20 protein-coding genes and 1 pseudogene are annotated in these 22,180 nt (G+C 59.8%); 6 read left to right on the top strand and 15 right to left on the bottom strand.

Annotated elements, in window-relative coordinates; all coding sequences use genetic code 11:
• Nucleotides 1–130: 130 nt before the first annotated feature.
• The 4 genes from ACM1ZW_RS27600 to ACM1ZW_RS27585 all read right to left on the bottom strand — a co-directional run bounded on the left by ACM1ZW_RS27600 (nucleotide 131) and on the right by ACM1ZW_RS27585 (nucleotide 4,036).
• A complete protein-coding gene (locus tag ACM1ZW_RS27600) occupies nucleotides 131–1,015 on the bottom strand; it encodes an ABC transporter permease subunit (protein ID WP_017338189.1) in 885 nt (294 codons plus the stop codon).
• Entirely contained in the window at nucleotides 1,012–1,893 is an 882-nt protein-coding gene (locus tag ACM1ZW_RS27595; RefSeq protein WP_162491080.1) for an ABC transporter permease subunit, read from the bottom strand. The genes ACM1ZW_RS27600 and ACM1ZW_RS27595 overlap by 4 nt, the downstream gene beginning before the upstream one ends.
• Nucleotides 1,894–1,922: 29 nt before the next feature.
• Nucleotides 1,923–3,065, bottom strand: coding sequence for an ABC transporter ATP-binding protein (locus ACM1ZW_RS27590; protein ID WP_017338191.1), 1,143 nt, complete (start codon nucleotides 3,063–3,065; stop codon nucleotides 1,923–1,925).
• A gap of 209 nt (nucleotides 3,066–3,274) precedes the next feature.
• On the bottom strand, nucleotides 3,275–4,036 hold the full coding sequence (locus ACM1ZW_RS27585; protein ID WP_416739766.1) for a gamma-glutamyl-gamma-aminobutyrate hydrolase family protein: 762 nt from the start codon (nucleotides 4,034–4,036) through the stop codon (nucleotides 3,275–3,277).
• Between the two features lie 280 nt (nucleotides 4,037–4,316).
• On the opposite strand from ACM1ZW_RS27585, the gene ACM1ZW_RS27580 reads away from it, so the two are divergent.
• From ACM1ZW_RS27580 to ACM1ZW_RS27555, 6 genes are all read left to right on the top strand, one after another.
• Nucleotides 4,317–5,693 carry a glutamine synthetase family protein gene (locus ACM1ZW_RS27580; protein ID WP_017338193.1) on the top strand — a complete coding sequence of 459 codons (1,377 nt, stop codon included), beginning with the start codon at nucleotides 4,317–4,319 and terminating at the stop codon, nucleotides 5,691–5,693.
• A gap of 171 nt (nucleotides 5,694–5,864) precedes the next feature.
• A complete protein-coding gene (locus tag ACM1ZW_RS27575) occupies nucleotides 5,865–7,355 on the top strand; it encodes an aldehyde dehydrogenase (protein ID WP_416739765.1) in 1,491 nt (496 codons plus the stop codon).
• A gap of 52 nt (nucleotides 7,356–7,407) precedes the next feature.
• Nucleotides 7,408–8,694 (top strand): NAD(P)/FAD-dependent oxidoreductase, encoded by a 1,287-nt coding sequence (locus ACM1ZW_RS27570; protein WP_017338195.1) that lies wholly within the window; start codon nucleotides 7,408–7,410, stop codon nucleotides 8,692–8,694.
• A gap of 246 nt (nucleotides 8,695–8,940) precedes the next feature.
• The gene (locus tag ACM1ZW_RS27565) at nucleotides 8,941–9,489 is read left to right on the top strand and encodes a cupin domain-containing protein (protein WP_095136571.1); all 549 of its coding nucleotides are present in this window, start codon (nucleotides 8,941–8,943) and stop codon (nucleotides 9,487–9,489) included.
• Between the two features lie 45 nt (nucleotides 9,490–9,534).
• Nucleotides 9,535–9,960 (top strand): hypothetical protein, encoded by a 426-nt coding sequence (locus ACM1ZW_RS27560; RefSeq protein ID WP_416739764.1) that lies wholly within the window; start codon nucleotides 9,535–9,537, stop codon nucleotides 9,958–9,960.
• A gap of 49 nt (nucleotides 9,961–10,009) precedes the next feature.
• Nucleotides 10,010–10,456, top strand: coding sequence for an NUDIX hydrolase (locus ACM1ZW_RS27555; RefSeq protein ID WP_414884460.1), 447 nt, complete (start codon nucleotides 10,010–10,012; stop codon nucleotides 10,454–10,456).
• Nucleotides 10,457–10,472: 16 nt separating this feature from the next.
• Here the strand turns inward: ACM1ZW_RS27555 and ACM1ZW_RS27550 are convergent, their stop codons facing one another.
• From ACM1ZW_RS27550 to ACM1ZW_RS27500, 11 genes and pseudogenes are all read right to left on the bottom strand, one after another.
• Complete coding sequence (locus tag ACM1ZW_RS27550; protein WP_416739763.1) at nucleotides 10,473–10,928, bottom strand: addiction module antidote protein; 456 nt, start codon at nucleotides 10,926–10,928, stop codon at nucleotides 10,473–10,475.
• A gap of 1 nt (nucleotide 10,929) precedes the next feature.
• Nucleotides 10,930–11,079: pseudogene (locus ACM1ZW_RS27545) on the bottom strand (type II toxin-antitoxin system RelE/ParE family toxin); the annotation flags it as partial.
• Between the two features lie 27 nt (nucleotides 11,080–11,106).
• On the bottom strand, nucleotides 11,107–11,400 hold the full coding sequence (locus tag ACM1ZW_RS27540) for a fructose-bisphosphate aldolase (protein WP_416740853.1): 294 nt from the start codon (nucleotides 11,398–11,400) through the stop codon (nucleotides 11,107–11,109).
• 566 nt (nucleotides 11,401–11,966) lie between these two features.
• Entirely contained in the window at nucleotides 11,967–12,185 is a 219-nt protein-coding gene (locus tag ACM1ZW_RS27535; protein ID WP_017338202.1) for a PLD nuclease N-terminal domain-containing protein, read from the bottom strand.
• A 263-nt stretch (nucleotides 12,186–12,448) separates the two neighbouring features.
• On the bottom strand, nucleotides 12,449–13,870 hold the full coding sequence (locus ACM1ZW_RS27530; RefSeq protein ID WP_414879013.1) for a mannose-1-phosphate guanylyltransferase/mannose-6-phosphate isomerase: 1,422 nt from the start codon (nucleotides 13,868–13,870) through the stop codon (nucleotides 12,449–12,451).
• A gap of 116 nt (nucleotides 13,871–13,986) precedes the next feature.
• Complete coding sequence (locus ACM1ZW_RS27525) at nucleotides 13,987–15,075, bottom strand: mannuronate-specific alginate lyase (RefSeq protein ID WP_416739762.1); 1,089 nt, start codon at nucleotides 15,073–15,075, stop codon at nucleotides 13,987–13,989.
• Nucleotides 15,075–16,472: an alginate O-acetyltransferase AlgX-related protein gene (locus tag ACM1ZW_RS27520; RefSeq protein ID WP_414879011.1), complete on the bottom strand. Its 1,398-nt coding sequence runs from the start codon at nucleotides 16,470–16,472 to the stop codon at nucleotides 15,075–15,077. Before ACM1ZW_RS27520 ends, ACM1ZW_RS27525 begins: the two co-directional genes overlap by 1 nt.
• A gap of 11 nt (nucleotides 16,473–16,483) precedes the next feature.
• Nucleotides 16,484–18,001 (bottom strand): mannuronan 5-epimerase AlgG, encoded by a 1,518-nt coding sequence (algG, locus tag ACM1ZW_RS27515; RefSeq protein WP_414879010.1) that lies wholly within the window; start codon nucleotides 17,999–18,001, stop codon nucleotides 16,484–16,486.
• 85 nt (nucleotides 18,002–18,086) lie between these two features.
• Nucleotides 18,087–19,475 (bottom strand): alginate export family protein, encoded by a 1,389-nt coding sequence (locus ACM1ZW_RS27510; RefSeq protein ID WP_414879065.1) that lies wholly within the window; start codon nucleotides 19,473–19,475, stop codon nucleotides 18,087–18,089.
• Between the two features lie 41 nt (nucleotides 19,476–19,516).
• Nucleotides 19,517–20,917, bottom strand: a complete 1,401-nt coding sequence (locus ACM1ZW_RS27505; protein ID WP_414879009.1) for an alginate biosynthesis protein AlgK — start codon at nucleotides 20,915–20,917, stop codon at nucleotides 19,517–19,519.
• Nucleotides 20,914–22,128 (bottom strand): HlyD family efflux transporter periplasmic adaptor subunit, encoded by a 1,215-nt coding sequence (locus tag ACM1ZW_RS27500; protein ID WP_414879008.1) that lies wholly within the window; start codon nucleotides 22,126–22,128, stop codon nucleotides 20,914–20,916. The genes ACM1ZW_RS27505 and ACM1ZW_RS27500 overlap by 4 nt, the downstream gene beginning before the upstream one ends.
• Nucleotides 22,129–22,180 lie beyond the last annotated feature (52 nt).

Here is a 22,180-nt window from a genome sequence, read left to right as displayed (position 1 = left end):
CTCCCGCTTGAGTGCGTAGCACTCACAAAATTGGCAGGGTTGCCGGATTTTTCGGGGTCGCTTTGCAACCCAGCGCGAGCAAGCTCGCTCGCCACAGGTTTGGTGTTCACTGACCGCTTCAGCAACGGCACTAAACCGTCGCTTCTACCATTTGCTTTTTCGGTTGCTGCCACGATTCGTTGGCGGTCTGGTCCATCGCTTCCTGGATCGCCCGTTTACGGCTGGCTTCGGCGCGGCGGCTGAAGTACCAGACCATGAACGTCACGATCGAAACGGCGAGCAGAATCAGGCTGGCCACGGCGTTGATCTCAGGCTTCACACCCAGGCGCACCGCCGAGAACACTTCCATTGGCAGGGTCGTCGACCCCGGCCCCGACACGAAGCTCGCCAACACCAAATCGTCGAGCGACAGGGCAAACGACATCATGCCGCCGGCCGCCAGTGACGGCGCGATCATGGGGATGGTGATCAGAAAAAACACCTTGAACGGCTTCGCCCCGAGGTCCATGGCGGCTTCTTCGATGGACAGGTCCAGCTCGCGCAAGCGCGCCGACACCACCACCGCCACATACGCCGCACAGAATGTCGTGTGGGCGATCCAGATGGTGACGATGCCGCGTTCCTGTGGCCAGCCGATCAGTTGCGCCATGGCCACGAACAGCAGCAACAGCGACAGACCGGTGATCACTTCCGGCATCACCAACGGCGCGGTGACCAGGCCACCAAACAACGTCCTGCCCTTGAAGCGCGTCACGCGAGTCAGCACAAACGCCGCCAACGTCCCCAGTGCCACTGCGGCAATCGCGGTGTAGCAGGCGATTTCCAGCGAGCGCACCACCGAGCCCATCAATTGGGTGTTGTCGAGCAGGCCGGCGTACCACTTGAACGACCAGCCGCCCCACACCGTCACCAGTTTCGAAGCGTTGAACGAGTAGATGACCAGGATCAGCATCGGCAGGTAGATAAACGACAGGCCGAAAATCAGCATGAACTTTGAAAATCCGAAGCGTTTCATCCCCGTGCCTCCATCTCTTTGGCCTGGCTGCGATTGAACAGCAGAATCGGCACAATCAGGATCAACAGCATCACCACCGCCAGGGCAGACGCCACCGGCCAGTCGCGGTTGTTGAAGAACTCTTGCCACAGCACGCGACCGATCATCAGGGTTTCCGGGCCGCCCAGCAGTTCCGGAATCACGAACTCACCGACCACCGGAATGAACACCAGCATGCAACCGGCGATGATCCCGTTCTTGGCCAGCGGCACGGTGATTTTCCAGAAGTTGTTGAAGTTGCTCGAACCCAGGTCGGAACCCGCTTCCAGCAAGCTTTGATCGTGCTTGACCAGGTTGGCGTACAGCGGCAACACCATGAACGGCAAGTAGGCATACACCACCCCGATGTACACGGCCGTGTTGGTGTTGAGGATCTCGATCGGGTGATCGGTCAGCCCGGTCCACATCAGAAACGCGTTGAGCAAACCGTTGTTGCTGAGGATGCCCATCCACGCGTAAACGCGGATCAGGATCGCGGTCCAGGTCGGCATCATGATCAACAGCAGCAAGACGTTCTGCGCTTCCTTGCTCGCTTTAGTGATCGCGTAGGCCATCGGGAAGCCGATCACCAGGCACATCAGCGTGCTGAAAAACGCGACCTTCAATGAGCCGAAGTAAGCCGAGATGTACAACTCATCCTCGGTCAGCAGCAAGTAGTTGCCGACGTTGAGGAACAGCTGGAATTTCTGTTCGGCGAAGGTGTAGATCTCGGAGTAAGGAGGAATGGCCAGCGCCGCTTCCGAGAAGCTGATCTTCATCACCAGGAAGAACGGCAACAGGAAAAACAGGCACAGCCACAGGAAAGGAATCCCGATGACGAGCTTTCGACCACTCGGCATCAGCCGCATGAACTGCTGATTGAGTGTTTTCATGAGCGCAGTACCACGCCGCTGTCGTCTTCCCACCACACGTAGACCTTGTCGTCCCAGGTCGGACGCGCGCCACGGCGTTCGGCATTGGCCATGAACGACTGCACGACTTTGCCGCCGGGCAATTCGACGTAGAACACCGAGTGACCACCGAGGTAGGCGATGTCATGCACCTTGCCCTGGGACCAGTTGTAGCGGGACTCGGGTTGGGTGGTGCTGACCAGCATTTTCTCCGGACGGATCGCGTAGGTGATCGACTTGTCCTGCACCGACGTGCTGACGCCGTGACCGACGTAGATCTTCTGTTCCAGATCCTTGCTGTGAATGATCGCGTGCCCTTCAAGGTCTTCCACGACCGTGCCTTCGAAGGCGTTCACGTTGCCGATGAACTCGCAGACCATTCGGCTGACCGGGGCTTCATAGATGTCGACCGGGCTGCCGATCTGGGCGATCCAGCCCAGGTGCATGATCGCGATGCGCTGGGCCATGGTCATGGCCTCTTCCTGATCGTGAGTCACCATCACGCAGGTCACGCCGACGCGCTCGATGATTTCCACCAGCTCGAGCTGCATTTGCGAACGCAGTTTTTTATCCAGTGCGCCCATCGGCTCATCGAGCAGCAACAGCTTTGGACGCTTGGCCAGGGAGCGGGCGAGGGCCACACGTTGACGCTGGCCGCCGGACAGTTGATGCGGCTTGCGTTTGGCGTATTGGGTCATGTGCACCAGGCGCAGCATTTCTTCCACGCGGGCGTCGATTTCACTGGCGGGCAAACGGTCCTGCTTCAGGCCGAAGGCGATGTTTTGCGCCACAGTCATGTGCGGGAACAGGGCGTACGACTGGAACATCATGTTGATCGGCCGTTCGTACGGCGGCATGTCGGTGATGTCCACGCCATCGAGCAGAATCCGCCCTTCGGTCGGGCGCTCGAAGCCGGCGAGCATGCGCAGCAGCGTCGATTTGCCGGAACCGGAACCGCCGAGCAGGGCGAAGATTTCCCCTTGATGAATCTCAAGCGAGACATCGTCCACTGCGGTGGTTTCATCGAATTTCTTGGTGACGCGGTCGACTTTCACCAGCACCTTTTTCGGTGACGGGTGACCTTCAAGAGCCTTCCTGTAAATGCTGGAGGCGTTTGCCATGTGAAACTCCCAACAGGTTTCAGTCGTCGGGCCAACGCGGCCTGACTTAATAGTTGATTGCAAGCCAGCACTGGGCGGGCTTATTCGGCGCCGCCGTCCTGGCTGCCTGGGTCGTACTTGTTGTTATTGCAGTGTGTTGTTTTCGCGAGTCACGGACGTGCAAAGGCACGCCCGCCAAACTCGCGGGGGCAGTAAATGGGTTTTTTGGGTCAGCGGGTTTTACGCAGCGCGGCCCGTCGCCGGCATGCATCGCCGAACGCGTGGAAAATACTCAAATAGGGCGGATTCGAAAGTACCTGCCATTCCGGGTGCCATTGCACGCCGACGGCGAAGGCCGGGCTGTGGTCCACCGAAATCGCCTCGATCAGGCCGTCCGGCGCAATCGCTTCGGCGCGTAGGCCGGGCGCGAGGCGGTCGATGCCCTGGCTGTGAATCGAATTGACCATGAACTCGGCCGGCAACTCCAGCGCTTGGAACACGCCACCCGGTTGCACTGTCACCGCATGTGCCGGAGCGTATTGCACCGCCAGCTCGGGGCTGTCCGCTTCTCGGTGATCGAGCATGCCCGGCAGTTCATGCACCTTCTGATGCAGGCTGCCGCCAAACGCCACGTTCATTTCCTGGAAGCCGCGGCAGATGCCGAGCACCGGAACGCCCGCCGCAATGGCTGCACGCAATAAGGGAAGGGTGGTGGCGTCCCGCGCTGGATCGTGATCCGTGCCGGGAGCGCTGGCCTGGCCTTGATAGTGGAAGGGTTCCACATTCGACGGCGAGCCGGTGAGCAACAGGCCGTCGAGCTGCGATAGCAGGTCATCGATTTCGGTCAGTTCGCCCAAGGAAGGAATGACGACGGGCAGCCCCAAAGCCGCGACGCTGACAGCACGCAAGTACTTGTCGCCGCTGACATGGTAGGGGTGCAGGCCAATCTGTTTGACGCACGCTGTAACGCCGATCAATGGCTTGAATGCCATTTTTATCACCTCGAAGTTTCACACTTGAACGAGCTTTTCCGGAGCTTAGCCTTGTTGATTTTAATTAACAACTCTCATGTAAAAAATTCTAAACGCCACACGTCCGATCGCTAGTCTTTGCGCGGCGCTCAAGGTTCATCTGGCACTCTCGTGCCCGAAAAAGGCCCAAAAATAACGGATGAGAGGCCGGGTGTTCGCTATTGACTTCACTTTGCCGTTCGGGTTGACTGGGCTCGCAACAAGGTAGTGAACATAATAATTAACAGCTAATAGGTGCATCATGTCGGTCCCTCTGCGTACCGTTCAACTCAACGAAGCAAACGCATTCCTTAAGAAATATCCTGAGGTTTTGTACGTCGACCTTCTGATTGCGGATATGAACGGTGTGGTGCGCGGCAAGCGCATCGAACGCACCAGTCTTCATAAGGTTTACGAAAAAGGCATCAACCTCCCGGCGTCGCTGTTTGCCCTGGACATCAACGGTTCTACGGTGGAAAGCACCGGCCTGGGTCTGGACATCGGTGACTCGGATCGGATCTGCTACCCCATCCCTGGCACCCTGAGCATCGAGCCATGGCAGAAGCGCCCGACCGCTCAGTTGCTGATGACCATGCACGAACTGGAGGGCGAGGCGTTCTTCGCTGACCCGCGTGAAGTGCTGGCCAATGTGGTGCGCAAGTTCGACGAACTTGGCCTGACCATCTGCGCCGCGTTCGAACTCGAGTTCTACCTGATCGACCAGGACAACGTGAACGGTCGTCCGCAGTCGCCGCGTTCGCCGGTATCGGGCAAGCGTCCGGTGTCGACTCAGGTGTATCTGATCGACGACCTCGACGAATACGTCGATTGCCTGCAAGACATCCTCGAAGGCGCGAAAGAGCAGGGCATTCCTGCCGACGCCATCGTCAAGGAAAGCGCCCCGGCGCAATTCGAAGTGAACCTGCATCACGTCAATGACCCGATCAAGGCCTGCGACTACGCGGTGTTGCTCAAGCGTCTGGTGAAGAACATCGCCTACGACCACGAGATGGACACCACGTTTATGGCCAAGCCGTACCCGGGCCAGGCGGGCAACGGCTTGCACGTGCACATTTCGATTCTCGACAAAGAAGGCAACAACATCTTCGCCAGCGAGGATCCCGAGCAGAACGCCGCGCTGCGACACGCGATCGGCGGTGTGCTCGAGACCCTGCCGGCGCAGATGGCGTTCCTCTGCCCGAACGTCAACTCGTACCGCCGTTTCGGCGCGCAGTTCTACGTGCCGAACTCGCCGAGCTGGGGCATCGACAACCGCACCGTCGCGGTCCGTGTGCCGACCGGTTCGCCGGACTCGGTGCGCATCGAACACCGCGTTGCCGGTGCGGATGCCAACCCGTACTTGCTGATGGCCTCGGTGCTGGCCGGTATTCACCACGGCCTGACCAACCAGATCGAGCCGGGTGCTCCGGTGGAAGGCAACAGCTACGAGCAAAACGAACAAAGCCTGCCGAACAACCTGCGCGATGCGCTGCGCGAACTGGACGACAGCGAAGTCATGGCCAAATACATCGACCCGCTGTACATCGACGTATTCGTGGCGTGCAAGGAAAGCGAGCTGGCCGAGTTCGAGAACTCCATCTCGGACCTTGAGTACAACTGGTATCTGCACACCGTTTGATGGGCTGACATTCAACCTGTGGCGAGGGAGCTTGCTCCCGCTGGAGGCCGAAGGACTGCCTTTTGGAGTCGCTTCGCAACCCAGCGGGAGCAAGCTCCCTCGCCACAGGGTACTCATCGCTCATCCCATCGGTTAACACGACCCCCTATTCCTCTGCGTCGAGTCACAACAATGACAAACACTCGCAGCGACTGGGAACAACGCTTCCAGTCCCTGACCATCGAAAGCCGCGCCTTCATCGATGGCCAATACCGCGCCGCCCTCAGCGGTGACACCTTCGAATGCATCAGCCCGGTCGACGGCCGTTTCCTGGCCAACGTTGCCAGCACCGACGAAGCCGACGCCAACGAAGCCGTGGCCGTCGCGCGCCGCACCTTCGAATCCGGCATCTGGGCGCGTTTGGCGCCCGCAGAGCGAAAGCGCATTTTGATTCGCTTCGCGGATTTGATCCTGGCCAACCAGGAAGAACTCGCCCTGCTCGAAACCCTCGACATGGGCAAACCGATCAACGATTCGATGAACATCGACATCCCGGCGACCGCCAACGCGATCCGCTGGAGCGCCGAAGCTATCGACAAGATCTACGACGAAGTCGCCGCCACGCCGCACGATCAACTCGGCCTCATCACCCGCGAACCTGCCGGTGTGGTCGCCGCCATCGTGCCATGGAACTTCCCGTTGATCATGGCCAGCTGGAAGTTCGCCCCGGCTCTGGCGGCGGGCAACTCGTTCATCTTGAAGCCTTCGGAAAAGTCGCCACTGACCGCGATCCGCATCGCTCGGCTGGCGCTGGACGCCGGCATTCCGAAAGGGGTGTTCAACGTCTTGCCGGGCTACGGCCACACCGTCGGCAAGGCGCTGGCGTTGCACATGGACGTCGACGTGCTGGCCTTCACCGGCTCGACCGCGATTGCCAAGCAACTGCTGATCTACGCCGGCCAAAGCAACATGAAACGCGTCTGGCTCGAAGCCGGGGGGAAGAGCCCGAACGTGGTGTTCGCCGACGCGCCGGACCTGCGCGCGGCAGCACAAGCAGCGGCCAGCGGGATCGCCTTCAACCAGGGCGAAGTCTGCACCGCCGGTTCGCGGTTGCTGGTCGAGCGTTCGATTCGCGAGCAGTTCATTCCGCTACTGGTGGAAGCGCTGCAAGCCTGGAAACCGGGGCATGCTCTCGATCCGCAAACCACCGTCGGCGCGGTCGTCGATCAGCGTCAACTGGACAACGTGCTGCGCTATATCCAGGTCGGCAAAGACCAGGGCGCGCAACTGATCGCGGGGGGCAGCCGCACCCTTGAGGCCACCGGTGGCCTGTACGTGGAACCGGCGATTTTCGACGGCGTGACCAACGCCATGACCATCGCCCGTGAAGAAATCTTCGGCCCGGTGCTGTCGCTGATCACCTTCGACACCGAGGAAGAAGCCTTGACCATCGCCAACGACAGCATCTTCGGCCTGGCTGCAGGCGTCTGGACCAGCAACTTGAGCAAGGCCCACACCTTCGCCCGCGGCTTGCGCGCCGGCAGCGTCTGGGTCAACCAGTACGACGGCGGCGACATGACCGCGCCGTTCGGCGGGTACAAGCAGTCGGGTAACGGTCGGGACAAATCGCTGCACGCGTTCGACAAATACACCGAACTCAAAGCGACCTGGATCAAGCTTTAACACTTCTACAACGGCGGTCGCCGGCACATGCCAGTGGCCATCGGAGAAACCTATGAAACAAACAACACATGTAAACAGCTACTACGCCGCCACCCGCAACTTCACCGGCGACTTCCCGGTGCTGGAGCAAGCGGTGGACTGCGACGTCTGCATCATCGGCGCCGGCTACACCGGTTTGTCCTCGGCGCTGTTCCTTGCCGAAGCCGGCTACAGCGTGACCGTGCTCGAAGCCGCCAAAGTCGGGTTCGGCGCCAGCGGTCGCAACGGCGGCCAACTGGTCAATTCCTACAGCCGCGATGTCGATGTCATCGAAGAACGCTACGGCGACAAGACCGCCGAAGTCCTCGGCAGCATGATCTTCGAAGGCGCCGACATCATCCGTCAGCGCATACAGCACTACGACATCCAGTGCGACTACAAGCCGGGTGGCATCTTCGCCGCGCTGAACAAAAAGCAGCTCAAAGGCCTGGCCGAGCAGAAAAGCAGCTGGGAACGCTACGGCAACAAGAACCTGAAAATGCTCGACGCGGCTGACATCAAGCGCGAAGTCGGTTGCGACAACTACGTCGGCGGCCTGCTCGACATGCAGGGTGGCCACATCCACCCGCTGAACCTGGCCCTCGGCGAAGCCTCGGCCATCATCGGCCTGGGCGGCAAAATCTACGAACAATCGGCGGCGGTGGAAATCACCTACGGCGAACCGATCACCGTGCGCACCGCCAAAGGCCTGGTCCGTGCCAAATACCTGTTGATCGCCGGTAACGCCTACCTGCCGCAGGGTCTCGACAATCGTGTGACCAGCAAAAGCATGCCGTGCGGCTCGCAAATTGTCGTCACCGAACCGTTGTCGGAAAAGGTTGCGCGCAGCCTGATCAAAAACAACTACTGCGTTGAAGACTGCAATTACCTGCTCGACTACTACCGCCTCACCGCCGACAACCGCCTGCTGTACGGCGGCGGAGTGGTCTACGGCGCCCGTGAACCGGACGACATCGAGCAACTGATCAAACCGAAAATCCTCAAGACCTTCCCGCAACTGAAGGACGTGAAGATCGATTACCGCTGGACCGGCAACTTCCTGCTGACCATGTCGCGCATGCCGCAATTCGGCCGCATAGAAAAAAACGCCTACTACATGCAAGGCTACAGCGGCCACGGCGTCACCTGCTCGCACCTGGCCGGCAAACTGATCTCGGAAATGATCCGCGGCGACGCCGAACGCTTCGACGCTTTCGCATCCTTGCCGCATATGCCCATGATCGGTGGCCGCACCTTTCAGGCCCCACTCACCGCCATGGGTGCCGCCTATTACGCGCTGCGCGATCGGTTCGGCATCTAAGCCTGGCTCCCTCGCCACACGATCTAAATGTCCCTGTGGCGAGGGAGCTTGCTCACGCCGGGGGCGGAGCGGCCCGCGCTTTTGGCTTTTTATTCGGCCATTCATCGAACCTGCTGAGCAACACCACCAAACGTGATTTAATACCCGCCTTTCACAATCCTGGGACAGGGAAGCGGTACTTTCGCGGCCAAAAGTCGCCCGCCATCCACCCCCATAACCCTTAAGTTTTCCTCGCATAAGGCTGTCATGGACACGGGCTCACGACTCAAATTAGTACGCGAAAGCTACAAACTCTCCCAGCGCGAGCTGGCCCGGCGTAGCGGCGTCACCAATGCCACCATCTCCCTGATCGAACAGAATCGCGTCAGTCCCTCCGTCAGCTCCCTGAAAAAACTGCTCGAAGGCATACCGATGTCTTTGGCGGATTTCTTTACCTTCGATCAGCCGCCGCGTGAGCACCAATACGTGTTCCGCGCCAATGAACAACCGGATCTTGGGCGTCATGGGCTGCGGTTGTTGCTGATTGGCGCTTCGGTGCCGAGTCGGCAGATGCGGCTTTTGCGGGAGCAGTACGCGCCGGGGGCGAGTTCGGGGGAAGAGCCGATTGTGCACTCGGAAGGGGAGGAGTGTGGGTTGGTTACGCGGGGCACTGTCGAGCTGACAGTTGATGGGCAGGTCAGTGTGCTCAACGCGGGTGACGGCTACTACTTTCCGACGACGTTGCCGCACAAGTTTCGCAATATTGGGGCGGATGAAGCGGAAATCATTAGCGCGAATACGCCGGCTAACTTCTGATTTCACCAGGGCTTGATTGCTGTACCCCTAATGGATCGTGTGCGTATGGATGCTCGAACGTTGCGCTACTACCTCCGGGCATGGCCGATGGTCTTTGCCAGTTCAGGTTTTTACTCTGTGATATTGGTGGCGGGGCTGAAGCAAATTTTTGGTGTGGGTGACGCGTATCTCAAGACGGTGGGACTTGCCTCTTTCGTGGTCTTTTGCATTTTCGGCGTGTATTACCTTGCGCCGAGGTTGAAACGGATTGAGTTCGGCGAAGAGGAGCGGTTCACGAGTGTGTGGGGGGCGAGGGTAGGGGTTATCGTCGGGGCTTTGATTGGGACCGTTCTCAGTGTTCCGGTCATTGATAAAATCGGGTTTTTGAGTGAACTGCCGCGGTGGCTTGCGGTAGGTATGCTGTTTGTTGTCTTCGCAATGGCGGTCTTTGTTTTTAGCCACTATGTCTGGAAACCCGGTCGCAGACATTGATTAGCAACGTGACCGTTACACACTCTGCCAGATAAATGGACTTAACCTCGTGACCACGCCACGCATCCGCGCCCTCGCACTTTGCGTCTTCCACCACGATGGCAAGATACTCGTCAACGAAAGTCGCGACCCCATCACTGAAAAGCCATTTTTCCGTCCGATCGGTGGCGGAATCGAATTCGGTGAAACCAGTGCACAAGCCATTGTGCGAGAAGTTCAGGAAGAACTCGGTTTTCCCATCACCGATGTTCACTTGCTTGGCACTCTTGAAAGCCTCTTTACGTATAACGGCATACCAGGGCACGAAATCGTGCAGGTCTACGATGCGAAGTTCGTGGATGCCAGCGTCTATGCGTTGCCGCACTTGGACGCTCAAGAAAGCGATGGCGCAGTTTTCGTCGCGAAGTGGCTCCCGTGGGCAAGTTTTACTGAGGACGGGCCGCTGGTTCCTGATGGGCTTTATGAGCTGCTGAAGAAAGTCGCACTGTCGAATTGAGCCACAACCAGCCGCTTTAGGCTGTAACAGGCTTGCTCACATCTTTGGCTGCCGCAACGTTGGACTTCGGTTTACCGGCAGCAGGCCGAGCAGCGGATTTTCCGGGTACAGGTCTGGGCTTGCTGGGGGCTGCGGCTGGTGCCGCTACCGGGCGTACGGTGAGTTCCAGACCAATCGCTGTCATCAGCTTCCTGATTGTCTCAAAGCGCATTTTCGTTCCGCCTTTAAGCACCTTATAAAGGCTTTCGCGGTTGACCCCTGCTTCCTGGGCGACTTTGTTTACGCCAATAGCTTTTGCAACTTCACTCAGCGCATGAACCAGCGCCGTGTCACCCGCCTTCATGCTTTCAGCAATGTAAGCAGCCATTACTTCCGGGCTGTCGAGGAAGCGGGAAGCTTCGTGACGACTTGTGCCAGAAGTATCGAGATTGAGGATGGGCATATCCTCGGGATTGAATGTCGTTTCGCTCATGTCATTTACCTTTCATGGCATCGAGTATCTGTTTAGCTCGTTTGATGCCTCGCGCCTGATCCGTTTTATCGCTTCCAGTAAGCATCGTGTAGTCGGTCATCCCGGTGCGCACAAAGTAGATTCTGTAGCCAGGACCCACAAAAACCCGCATTAACGCGGGTTTTTGTGTGAAATTCGTTCATTGATTTTTGGGCGTCTCAAACCCACGCTGCTCAATCACACGAAATACATCACCTACATCCCGGAGCAGGATCAAGGCGATGTTGGTGACGGTGTTGATGTCGTTTTCGGCGTAGTCCGGCAGGCTGGTGCAGGCCATGAGGTTGAGGTATTTGAGGACGGCGTTGAGGCGTTCGCTGACGCAATTGTGCAGTTCGCGGATGGGGGCGTCGGTGTCGATTAGGAGGACGGGGTAGTCGGTGGCGAATTGGGACATGGGGGTGAAGCTGTGAGACGGATTGTTCATTGGCATAAATAAATCTTCCTCGTATTTGAAAGAAGAGCTGCCGCCGTTCGCTGCGAAACGAATTGGGTGGTAGCTGTGTGCGGGTTCGCAGACCAAGGATACGAGGAGCCCGGCAGACCCGAAGGTCTCCCACACACAGCCACCATAAAACGGGTTTCGGACACTGTTGCGACCGTCATTCCATTTATGGTGCTGCGTTCTACACGTATCTTAAGGGCTGCGAAACCCCCGTCGCTGACTTGTATCTGCGACTGGCCGAACTATAGGCGCCCATTTTGGTGCTCACAACCGGGCTGTAGGACGCTTTCACGTTTGTTGTGACAAGGCTGATTGCCACTGTTTTCGGGCTTGCCACGGTGATTCGAGCAGTGTGGAGTGCCTTGGGAAATGGGGTGCAGGTTTTGGGGCCGCTTCGCAGCCCAACGGGGATAAATCCCCTCACCACAAAGGGTGAATTCCTACGAGATTTTCGGACTTCCGTTTTGAAGTTGAGTGGCCAGAAATGACAAAGCCCCAATCATTGGGGCTTTGTCATTTCGAACTGTGGCATCGCTATTGCGGATCCCCCGACATCATTGTCTAGCCTGCGGCGAATGCGGATTGGGATTGGTGTGTTTCGGGCCGGCCAATGCCCACGCGATCAGCCCGAACAGCGGTACAAACACAATCACTACCATCCATACGAGTTTGTTGCTCGATTTGCCTTCGGCTTTGCGCACTTTGTTGATTGCCCAAAGCTCGACCAGCACAAGAACGGCGGCGAGTACGATCCAGATGGTTTCGGTTTGCATAAGTTGCCCTCCTGATGGTCTTTCAGTTAGGTGGGCAGGGGGCAGTGGGGTTCATTAAATTTTGAGGTTTTGTGGGGGAGGGAGGTGGGCGCACTTTTGCGCCCGCCTGCGATTCCTCTATACCGCGTCGCCAATCATTTCGATGATCAGCGTCCGGGTAGCGTTTGAGGTTGCTCGCGTAGTCCAGGAACAGGTCGAACTGGATGTCCTTGTTGCCCGGACGCTCCATTAGTGGAGATGTTCGGTGTGGTTACTAAGCGGGCTCAACTCTTGACCTCCTGGTTCCTGCCGTAGACATCCTCCAGACGCTTGATATCGTCCTCGCCCAGGTAGCTGCCGGTCTGCACTTCGATCACTTCCAACGGGATTTTTCCGGGGTTGGCCAGGCGATGTACCGATGCGATCGGGAGGTAGGTGGACTGGTTTTCAGTGAGCAGGAAGACCTTGTCGTTGCACGTTACCTGGGCGGTGCCGGAGACCACGATCCAGTGTTCGGCACGGTGGTGATGCATTTGCAGGGACAGTTGCGCGCCAGGTTTGACGGTGATGTGCTTGACCTGGTGGCGGATGCCGTTGTCCACCGAGTGGTAACTGCCCCAGGGGCGATACACCGCGCAGTTGTTCTGGGTTTCCGAGCGGTGTTGGGCGTCGAGCGCATTCACCAGTTTTTTCACGTCTTGCACGGTGTCGCGGTGCGCGACCATCAGTGCATCCTCGGTTTCTATCACGACCAGATTTTCCACCCCGAGCAGGGTTACCAGCTTGCTGTTGCCATGCACATAGCAACTGCGGCTGTTGTAGCTGACGACATCGCCCTTGAGTACATTTCCATCGGCGTCCTTGTCGTGCACATCCCATAGCGAGGACCAGCAACCGACATCACTCCAGCCAGCGCTGAGCGGGACAACCCAGGCACGGTTGGTGCGTTCCATCACCGCGTAGTCGATGGAGTTGTCCGGGCAGCATTCGAAGGTGGCCCGATCGATGCTGGTCACGCCTTCGCTGCTCGGGCTGCGCTCCAGGGCGAGCACGCAGTTCTCGTAAATGTCCGGTTCGTGAGTGCGTAGTTCGTCGAGGTAGCGGCTGGCACGGAACAGGAACATGCCGCTGTTCCAGAAGTATTCGCCGGAGCGAACAAATTCGGCGGCGGTCTGCGCGTCGGGTTTCTCGATAAATTGCTCGACCTTGAAAGCACTGGCGCCGGCATCACTGCAGTCGGCCTTGATATAGCCGAAGCCGGTCTCCGGGCGCGTCGCCGGAATGCCGAACAGCACGAGGTTGCCTTTGAGCGCTTCCTCCTGCGCATGTGCCAGTGTGGCGCGCAGGGCGGGCACGTCACTGATCACATGGTCGGCAGGCAGTACCAGCATGAGCTCGTCGCGGCCTTCGGCAATCAGCTTGAGGGCCGCCAGCGCCACCGCCGGTGCAGTGTTGCGGCCGAAGGGCTCGAGCAGGATCGCTTGCGGCGTGCAGCCGATGGCGGCGAGTTGTTCATTGACGATAAAGCGGTGTTCCACATTGCAGACCACGATCGGCTTGCCGATGCCATCGAACGACAGGCGCTGCAAGGTTTGCTGAAACAGTGATCCTTCGCCGGCCAGGCTCAGGAATTGTTTGGGGTACAACTTGCGCGACAGTGGCCACAACCGCGAACCACTGCCGCCGGACAGAATGACTGGAATCATTTTTTTACCTCCCGCACCTTCATCACTCGGTATGAAGGCGCTTCGCAGAGCGAAGGACTGCCTTCCATTATTTGAAACACAAGCTCAATTCAGAGTGGCCGCATCGGCAGATGCCTTTATTCTTTCTGGTCGGCAAACAGCTGGGTGATGTCGCCGCCCAGACGGTAGTTTTTCATCGGTTCGACCGATTGGCGCCAGCGGTTGGTTGCCGCCGAGCAGGCGTACAGCGCGCAGTAGGGTTCCAGCCAGGCAAACTTGCCATCCTCGTTAAGGTCTTCAAGTTCCTGTTTGTGGCCGGTCTTGCGTTCAAACACGCCTGGATCCTTGATGCCTTCTTCCACCCGCGCCGCCAGACGCCGCATGGCACCGTTGTTTTCTTCGCGCAGGTCGACACCGTTGGCTTGGGCAAAGGACGCGATCATCATCAGCGGCCCCATCGCGTAGTTGTGGTAAGCCAGTGCGCGGGTGTCGCGGCCCAGTTCGTTGGGCAAGTAGCCGTCTGCATCAACCTGGGAAGCGCCGATGCGAAATTGCGCAACCGACCAGTCGAACAGATCGCGTCGATCGACCACCACCGAGGCCGCCATGACGGACCATGCCGCCCAATACTGGTGGTTGTTGAGCCGGTCCAGCGGCTGGTCGCGCCAATCGCGCACCACCTGTTCGGCAACCTTGCCGATCCAGGCTTCGATCGGCCGGGTCTGCGCCTCGCGGCCCTTCAAGGGCTGCGACCGCGAAAACTTGAGCCGCAGATACGCCGAAGAAATACTGCCCAATGCCCATTTGCGCATCGACTTGCCGGTATGGGTGTAGGTGGTGCTCAGCAGCGCCTGCGCCTTGGCCCAGTCGCCGAGCCAGCTCAGGGTGCAGTCCACATGGCCGGCGCGGCCTTGCCGCAAATAGGCGGCGACCTGTTTGTTGACGCCTTTTTCCAGATCGTTGATATCGCCCGACATCTCTTTGTAGCGTTTGTTGGATTCGGCGTTGAGTTGATCCCGTGCCTTGCCCGAGCCTTCGTATTTGCTGGGGATCAACAGGTCACCGGTATAGGGTTTGGGCGTCGCCGGACAGTCCGGCGCGTCGCCTTTTTTTTCTATGGCCTGCGCGTAATAGCCCTGCGGCGGGCGTAGTTGCGCGCACGCCTGCACGATCGGCCCCATCAGAATGAGGGCCATGCCAACGGCGGCCCAGCGTGCCTGACGCATCAGTTTTCCTCCCTCTGCGCGGTGCGCAGGGACGGTGCCGCGGTGATGGCGGGTTTGACACACAGGCGGGTTGACAGCGACGTGGCGTTCATTCCCGGCGGTGGCTGTACGTCCATGGACAGAAACGTCTGGTCGTCCCAGTCGCCGTCGCCACGCAGCTCGAAGGCGAAGCGGCCCTGGGTATTGACCGTCGGCGAGCGGCTCAAGCTGATGTTTTCCTGGCGACCGTTCATGTAGGTCAGGGTCGCGTTCATCATGTGCACGCCGGGATCGGCGAACCTGAGGTCGACCTGATAACGATTGCCCTTGATCGGATACACATTGCCGCCACCGCCGTTGAACAACACCTGATTGCGCCCGCTGTGCAGGTTCGCCTGGCTTCTGAGCAGCGGCGTCTGGTTTTCGCAACCATCGCTCAGCGCCGCCATCGCCTGCCGGTAGAAGCTGGGTTTGCCGAGGCTGTCGAGGTTGTCGGTTTCCCATACCAGCACCGCCGGCGGGTCTTTCTGGAAGTCGTCGCCGAGCAGGTAGGCGATCAACGAATCATCGTAGCCACCGCCCGGGACGCTGAAGTTGCGGACTGGTGTCTCCAGGTACTGTTCGAGGAAACCGGCGAAGTTGAACAGCTCGCCGCTGGCGCTGGTGCCGATCAAGGCGACCTTGGCGGGGCCTTTGGCGGCGCCTTCGGCCCGGGTTTGATAACGGGTGACATACTGCGCCGCATAGCCGTTGCCGCAGATTTGCGCGGCGGCTTTTTGCAACGTACCCGAGCGCCCCAGAAGCCCCGCCGTCTGGCTGGTGAAGGTCTGGTGCGGCAGCGCCTTGAGCACATCGTTGCCCTTGAGCGTCTGGGCCACCAACCGGGCACTGCGTTCGGCGCCATAGGGCGTCCAGTTGTGGTCGCCCTTGAAGTAGAAGGGCTGTCCGGCTGGCTGGGGCGCACCCAGCAGGTTGCTGAAGTCGGCGACCTGAATGCCCAGCTCGCGCACGCGGTCCAGCGTCAGCACGTAGTTCTGCCGGGCCCGTGCCTGATCGAAGCTGGCCAGTTCCAGCGGCGTCAGGCGGTCGGCGTGCAGCAAGCCGCGGCTGGGTGGCATCACCAGCACCAGTTCGACTCCGCGTTGGGCGAGCCCGTCGCGCAGGCGCTTGAGGGCTCTGTAACCATTTTCATCGAGGCCGAAGTCAGTGCGGAAATCGCTACGGGTGCGAAAGAGCCATTGGTCCTTGGCCTCCACCAGGGTCGCGTAGTTTTTCAGCTCCGGTTGCTCGTAAAAGGTCGCCTGTGCCGCTTGCGGGCACAGCTGGCAGCAAGCCTCGGCCGTGTACTGCGGCTGCGCCTGTGCCCCCATCGACATGGACAGCAAGGTCACAGCGGCAAATCCATGAAGGGTGTTCATCGGCAGGCTCCTCACAGGGTGGCGGGCAGAATCAGTGCGGCGGCATGGCGGCGCAGGAGGATGTCCATCAGGTCGCCCTGGACCTCTCCCAGCAAACCGGTGAAGGCCAAGCCGTCCTGTTTCTGTGGCGCCAGAAACGTCAAGTCATAGAGTTCCAGGCGCGAGGGTGAAAACACGGCGATGGGGCTGGAACCGTTGCCGATCAGCTTGCCGCCGACCACGGTGAGCGACAGCTTTTCTTCGTAGGGGTCTTCCTTCAGGTCGCGGTCGCTGCCACGCAAATCCTTGATGTGGCCGTAGATCCCGGTCAGGGCATTGGCCATCAGCTCGTTTTCATAAAGCCGCACGCCGGTGCTGTTGCGCACCCGAATGCCGTGCCGGTCATTGTCAGCCGCGCGGTTACGCCACATCAGGTTATTGCCGCTCTCATACACGGTGATGCCGTCGGAGCGATTTTTGTAGGTCTCGTTGTAGGCCAGCAGGTTATTGACGCTGGAACGGTCCAGGACAATGCCGGACAGCTGATTGTTGTAGGTGCGGTTGTAGATGATCCAGCTATCGTTGACCTCGCGCGAGAGGATGATGCCGTGCTTCTTGTGGGTATCGAAGACATCGTTATGGGCAATGATCAGCCGACGCGAACGGTCGTGCGGGTCGATGCCATACACGATGTTTGCGCGATAGGTGTTGCGCAGAATCACCACGTCGTCGGCTTCATAGCAGTAGAAGCCGAAATAGTTATCGACGAACTGCGAGTTGATCAGCCAGCCGGTCGGCTTTTTGCGCTTCATCTTCGGCGCCATGCTCGGGCTGTACTGGGAAATACTCACCCCATAGCTCTTGCTTTCGGTGTAGCCGAAGCTGGTGATGGTGCTGTTGACGATGTAGGTCTCGGTGCCGCCCCAAGAGATGAGAAACGGCCGAAACGCGTCGTCTTTTTTGAACCAGGCCGGGCTGTCGTCTTTCTCGCTCCAGGCGCTGACCTTGGTATCGGTAATAAACAGCTTGCCGTCATTGACCAGGAAGGAACCGCCGTCCTGGGACAAGCGCAGCTCCTTGACCGACTTGTCGATATGCAGGGTTGCACCGGGACGAATGACGATCGGCAGGCGCGCCAGAAACACCCCCGGCGCGGTTTCGCGCAAGGCGGTCTGTGGCAGGCTGCGCGCCAGTTGCGTCAGGCTCATGTAGCCACGGTCGATGAAGATCGCCACGGGCATTTGCTTCTGGCGCACCACCCATTCCTTGAAGCGATCTTCTCCGCCGATGAACTCGTCGAGCGCGTTTTCCTTGAGCATTGGCTGGATCAAGGCGCGGCCGGCGGGCTTGTAAGCAATCTTCGCCGCGACGGCCTCGGCCGTGTAACCGGACAGGTCGGGCATTTTCGGCTCCTTGATCAGCAACGACGTTCCAGGCGCCTCGCTGATGGTGTAGCGCGGTATCAGGATGTCACCCGCCGCGTTGGCGCCTGCCGTCTGCATCAACAGCATGGCGGCGAGCAACAGTCCTATCTTGACGACACGGTCCATAAGTCTCACTCATCAAAAAGCGCAACCGGGTGTGATTCAGTGCGTGGTTGCCCACGGTGGCATCACCGTGGGCAACGACCTGTTCCTAGATTTTCCAGACAAAATCAATGAACGCCCGATGCATGCTCGAATCGGTGTCATTGGCGTAGGCGTCACCGGGGAAGAACACACCCAGGCGCAAGCGGATCAGTGCCGACGGCTCGTCGACCCAATCCACCATGCTCGCGGGCAACAGGCCTTGCTTGAAGTACTTGGTCATGACCAGATCGACTTCCTGGCCCAGGTCCTTCTCGCCGTCCACCAGCGCTGCATTGACGATCCCGTCGTCGCCGGTTTGCTGTTCGTCGTCAACCCGCCAGAAGCGGTGGTAGACGAGGCTGGCGTCGTAGTCCTCGCGCATCTGCCAGGAGCCGAACAGCGTCGCCGTCTGAAGGTTGCTCAGTTCACCGCGAAAGGCTTCACCGAAGCGGTGTACGCGCGAACGCGTGCCGGTGAAGTTCGAGCGGTTGCTCTGCAGGCCGGTTTGCTGGTACTGGTTTTCCTGATCGTTGCCACCGCCGTCGCCGCGAGCGGCGGCGGCACCGACACGCCAGCTTTCATCGATGTTCCAGCGCAGGCCCAGGTCCGCCGCCCAGGCGTTGACATCGCCACTGGTGTGCCCCGTCGCGATTCGATCGCCGACGGGGTCGATCACGCTGGTGAGGTTGTCGCGATCGCCGGTCAGCCAGGTCGCGGAGGCCCAGTAATTGAGCGGCATCGTCGAGCGGTAGTTGTAGCCGTCACCGTTCGCCTCGAGACCGACCCAGGTCAGGCTGCCGGTGTTGGTCTTGTCGAGCGTATCGACCTGCTCGCCGGGATCGGGCAGGCTGCCGCTGTCCTCTGAGTGATGGACACGCAGGCCTACCCAGTTATTGGGCGTCCATTGTGTGGAGATGTCGGCGAAGACGTGGGAACGGTCTTCATCTTCGGGCGCCAGGTCGTCGAAATCGGTGCGATAGTCGGAAAAGCGTTGGGCGGCGCCGATGTGGGTGCGCAGCAGTGTGGTTTCGAAGGTCCAGTTGAGCGCTTCGATGTTGGTGTCCATCCACTGGCCACTTTCCTCACGCAGACGCTGGCGGCCCAAGCGCAGATGCTCGCCCGGATAGGCAGTGATGCCCGAATAATCAACCCAGAATTCGCGCAGCGCCAGATAGCTGTCATCCGCCTCACGGGTGTTGTTCTGGTCGGCGCCGTTGTTCACCGTATCGGTGTCGATGGTATCCGTCGCGGCCACCGCCTGCGCCATCGTATAGGCACTCCAGTTACCCCATTGGCCAAAGGCCCAGGGGCGCAAATCGATGCCTATATCGTTGAGGGTGCCACCGGATGCCGTGCCAAGGTCCCGGTCGTCTTGCGACTCACCGGTAATCTTCACATCCAGGCCGAAATTCTTCGGCGCCACTTCCGCCGCCAGCACCAGACCGGCGCTGCACATCAGCGAAACTCCCAGACCATAACTAGCCAACAATGCTTGCTTCATAGTAAGTCCTGTCCATTTTCCGGAGTTTGCAGCCTGGCTAAAGCCGCGCCCGTCAAACGGGCCTGGGCTTCTTCCTCAAGCAAGGGCTGCGCGATTTTCTTTTCTGCCGGGGTCATACCCGACTGCAGGGCCGATAGCACAGGTCCTGCGTTGACCACGCCCTGGCGTTGCGCAAGCTGCGCAAAGACAAAAGCGTTGATCCGATTGACCTTGACCCCGCGGGAGTCGGAAAACATGTGGGCCAGGGCCAGATCGGCGTTGGGCGAACCATTGCGGGCCGCCAGCAACAAATGTAGCAGTGCTTTCTGTGGGTCAACCTGGCCGAGATAACCACGACGGTACAATTGGCCCAGGTAGTAGTTCGCCCCGACTTCACCGGCTGCGGCTGCCTTGAGCAAATGCTGTTCAGCCAGGCGCGGATCCTGCGGTAACCATTTGCCGAGGTAATACAGCCGTCCGGTCAGCAGTTCCGCCCGCGGGTCGCCCGCTTCGCGCCCGCGCTGCAGCGCCGAGAGCAATTGCGGCGCGTCGCCTTGGGCGGGGTAGTCGTCGATCAACCGTGCCAGGCTGGTCCAGGCCGGCGGATAGACCGGTGCCAGTTCTTCGAGCAGGCGCTGGGCGCTTTGCGGATCGGCCGGGCCTTCGAGGGCGGGCGAAGACAGCACGCGCGCCACTGACTCGACCCGCAAGGGCGCGACGCGGCCCTCGCGCAAACCCTGGCGCAGCTGCGCCAGCAAGTCCGCTTGCGCCTTGGGCTGGGCACGCATCCGGTTGATGGTCGCCAGCTCCACGTAACAGGCATCGAGTACCGCCAGCCGAGCCCGGCACAACTGTTCGATCTGCGGCAGGTGGGCGTTATAGGTGCCCTGATTGCGGTAGATCAGAATCTGCGCCAGGTCGGCTTCGGCAATGCCCTGGGCCCGCCAGCTGTCGACTTTCTGCTGCGGATCCACCACCGGCGCCATTCGCGGATAGCCCAGGTACAGCAATGTCAGCGGTACCACCGCACTGAACTCGCCTTTATCCAGCGCGCCTTCCAGCAGTTGTCGGGCTTCGTGCACTTTCTGGGGATCATTCGGGCTCTGGCGCAGTAACAAACGGCCCAGGCGTGACTGCGCCTTGACCGATCCCGGCGCAGCCTGGCGGTACAAGGCTTCCGCCTCTTTCAGGCTCTGCGGGTCGCCCGCCGAGGCCGTCAAGTCGCCCATCCCGGCCTGGGCGTCGGCATAGCCGTCCTCGGCCAGCGCTGCGTAGTTCTTGCGTGCCGTTTCAAAATCGCCGCGCTCCATGGCCTCGCGCGCCAACCCTTGGTCGGGCAGGGTGCCGCAGCCGTGGATCATCGTCAGCGCAGCGGCCAGCGCAGAAAACCGCAGCCCCGATCGCCATGCGCCGTTCATTTTCCGGCCGCCATGACTTTATTCTCCCACGTGTTTTTCACCCAGGTATTGGCTGCCGAGGCACTCTGCACCCAGGCATTGCCCTGCAGCTCTTCGATACTGACTTCCACCGGACGCCCGGCCTGATCGGTTTGCAACGGGCTGTCAGGCTCGATGGTGACCCGCAGGTCGGAGGCGAGGCCGCCGTTGTCCAGCGCCACCGCGGTGATTTTGCCCGTGCGCGGCTGTTCTTCACCGATCAGCTGGAAGTTCACCACCTTGCCAGGCTGGATCTTGGCGAAATTCTTGTAGGGGAAGCGCGCCTCGATGGTTGCCACCCCGTCAATCGGCATCAACTCGTACACCGTGGTGCCCTTGCCGACGACCTGGCCGTCCGGCACCAGTTGCGACACCACCCGGCAATCGCAGGGGCTGGTCAGCGAACCTTGCAGGGTTCGGCTGAACAGGCGCTCGAGATTTTCCGGGGTCGCCTGCCCGGGCGGCAGGTTGCCTTTCATCACATCCAGCAGCGAGGCGGAAAAGGTCGCCAGCGGGGCGCCCTTGGACACCACCGCCCCGACCTTGACCAAGGAGTTGACGCTGCCGTCGCGCGGCAGGCCGATCAACTGGCCGGGCACGTTGACCCGCGCCGATTCGGCATGAGTGACGTAGTAAATGCCATACAACTGGTGCACCACATAACCAAAGGCCGCGAGGCCCACGAGAAACATCAGCAGGCTTATCGTGGTCGCCCGCAAGCGCCCGAAAACGCCCATGCCGTGGCCGCTTTCATGTTTTCGCGGCTTGGTGAAGTTGTCGCGTTGCTGGGTCACGAGCATGTCGCCCAGGCTGATCACCCCTCCCGAGAGGTAAGAGGTGATCACATAACGCAAGGCGGAAATCGCACGAGGGCGCAGGTTGTGAAACTCGCAACCTATCCGCCGCCCATCGTCGTTAATCGAGCGCACGACAAACTCCACATCGATGGCAAACCCGAGCGCATCGACCTGGAACACCAGTTTGCCTTTGTGTTGCCGGCCCACGATCAGCGATGTGCCCGGCTGACTCAGGCTGAATCCACCGGCCGACAAGTCCAGCAGCTCGCAATCGAGCGCCTCCCGGTCGGGTCCGTGAAACTTGATTCTCGCCGGCAGGGTCAGCCGCGCATGCTGACGCTGTACCTCCGACTCATGCACGACACTGTCATCGACAGCAACAAAAGCTGTGTTCATAACGCGTTCCTTCCCATCGATTGAGTCTGATCCGGCACGGCCTGCCGATTGC

This window comes from Pseudomonas sp. NFX71 (assembly GCF_048079215.1).
Classification (GTDB): Bacteria; Pseudomonadota; Gammaproteobacteria; order Pseudomonadales; family Pseudomonadaceae; genus Aquipseudomonas; species Aquipseudomonas fluorescens_B.
The sequence above is the reverse complement of the archived record's forward strand: the minus strand, read 5'-3'. Positions and strand labels throughout refer to the sequence as shown.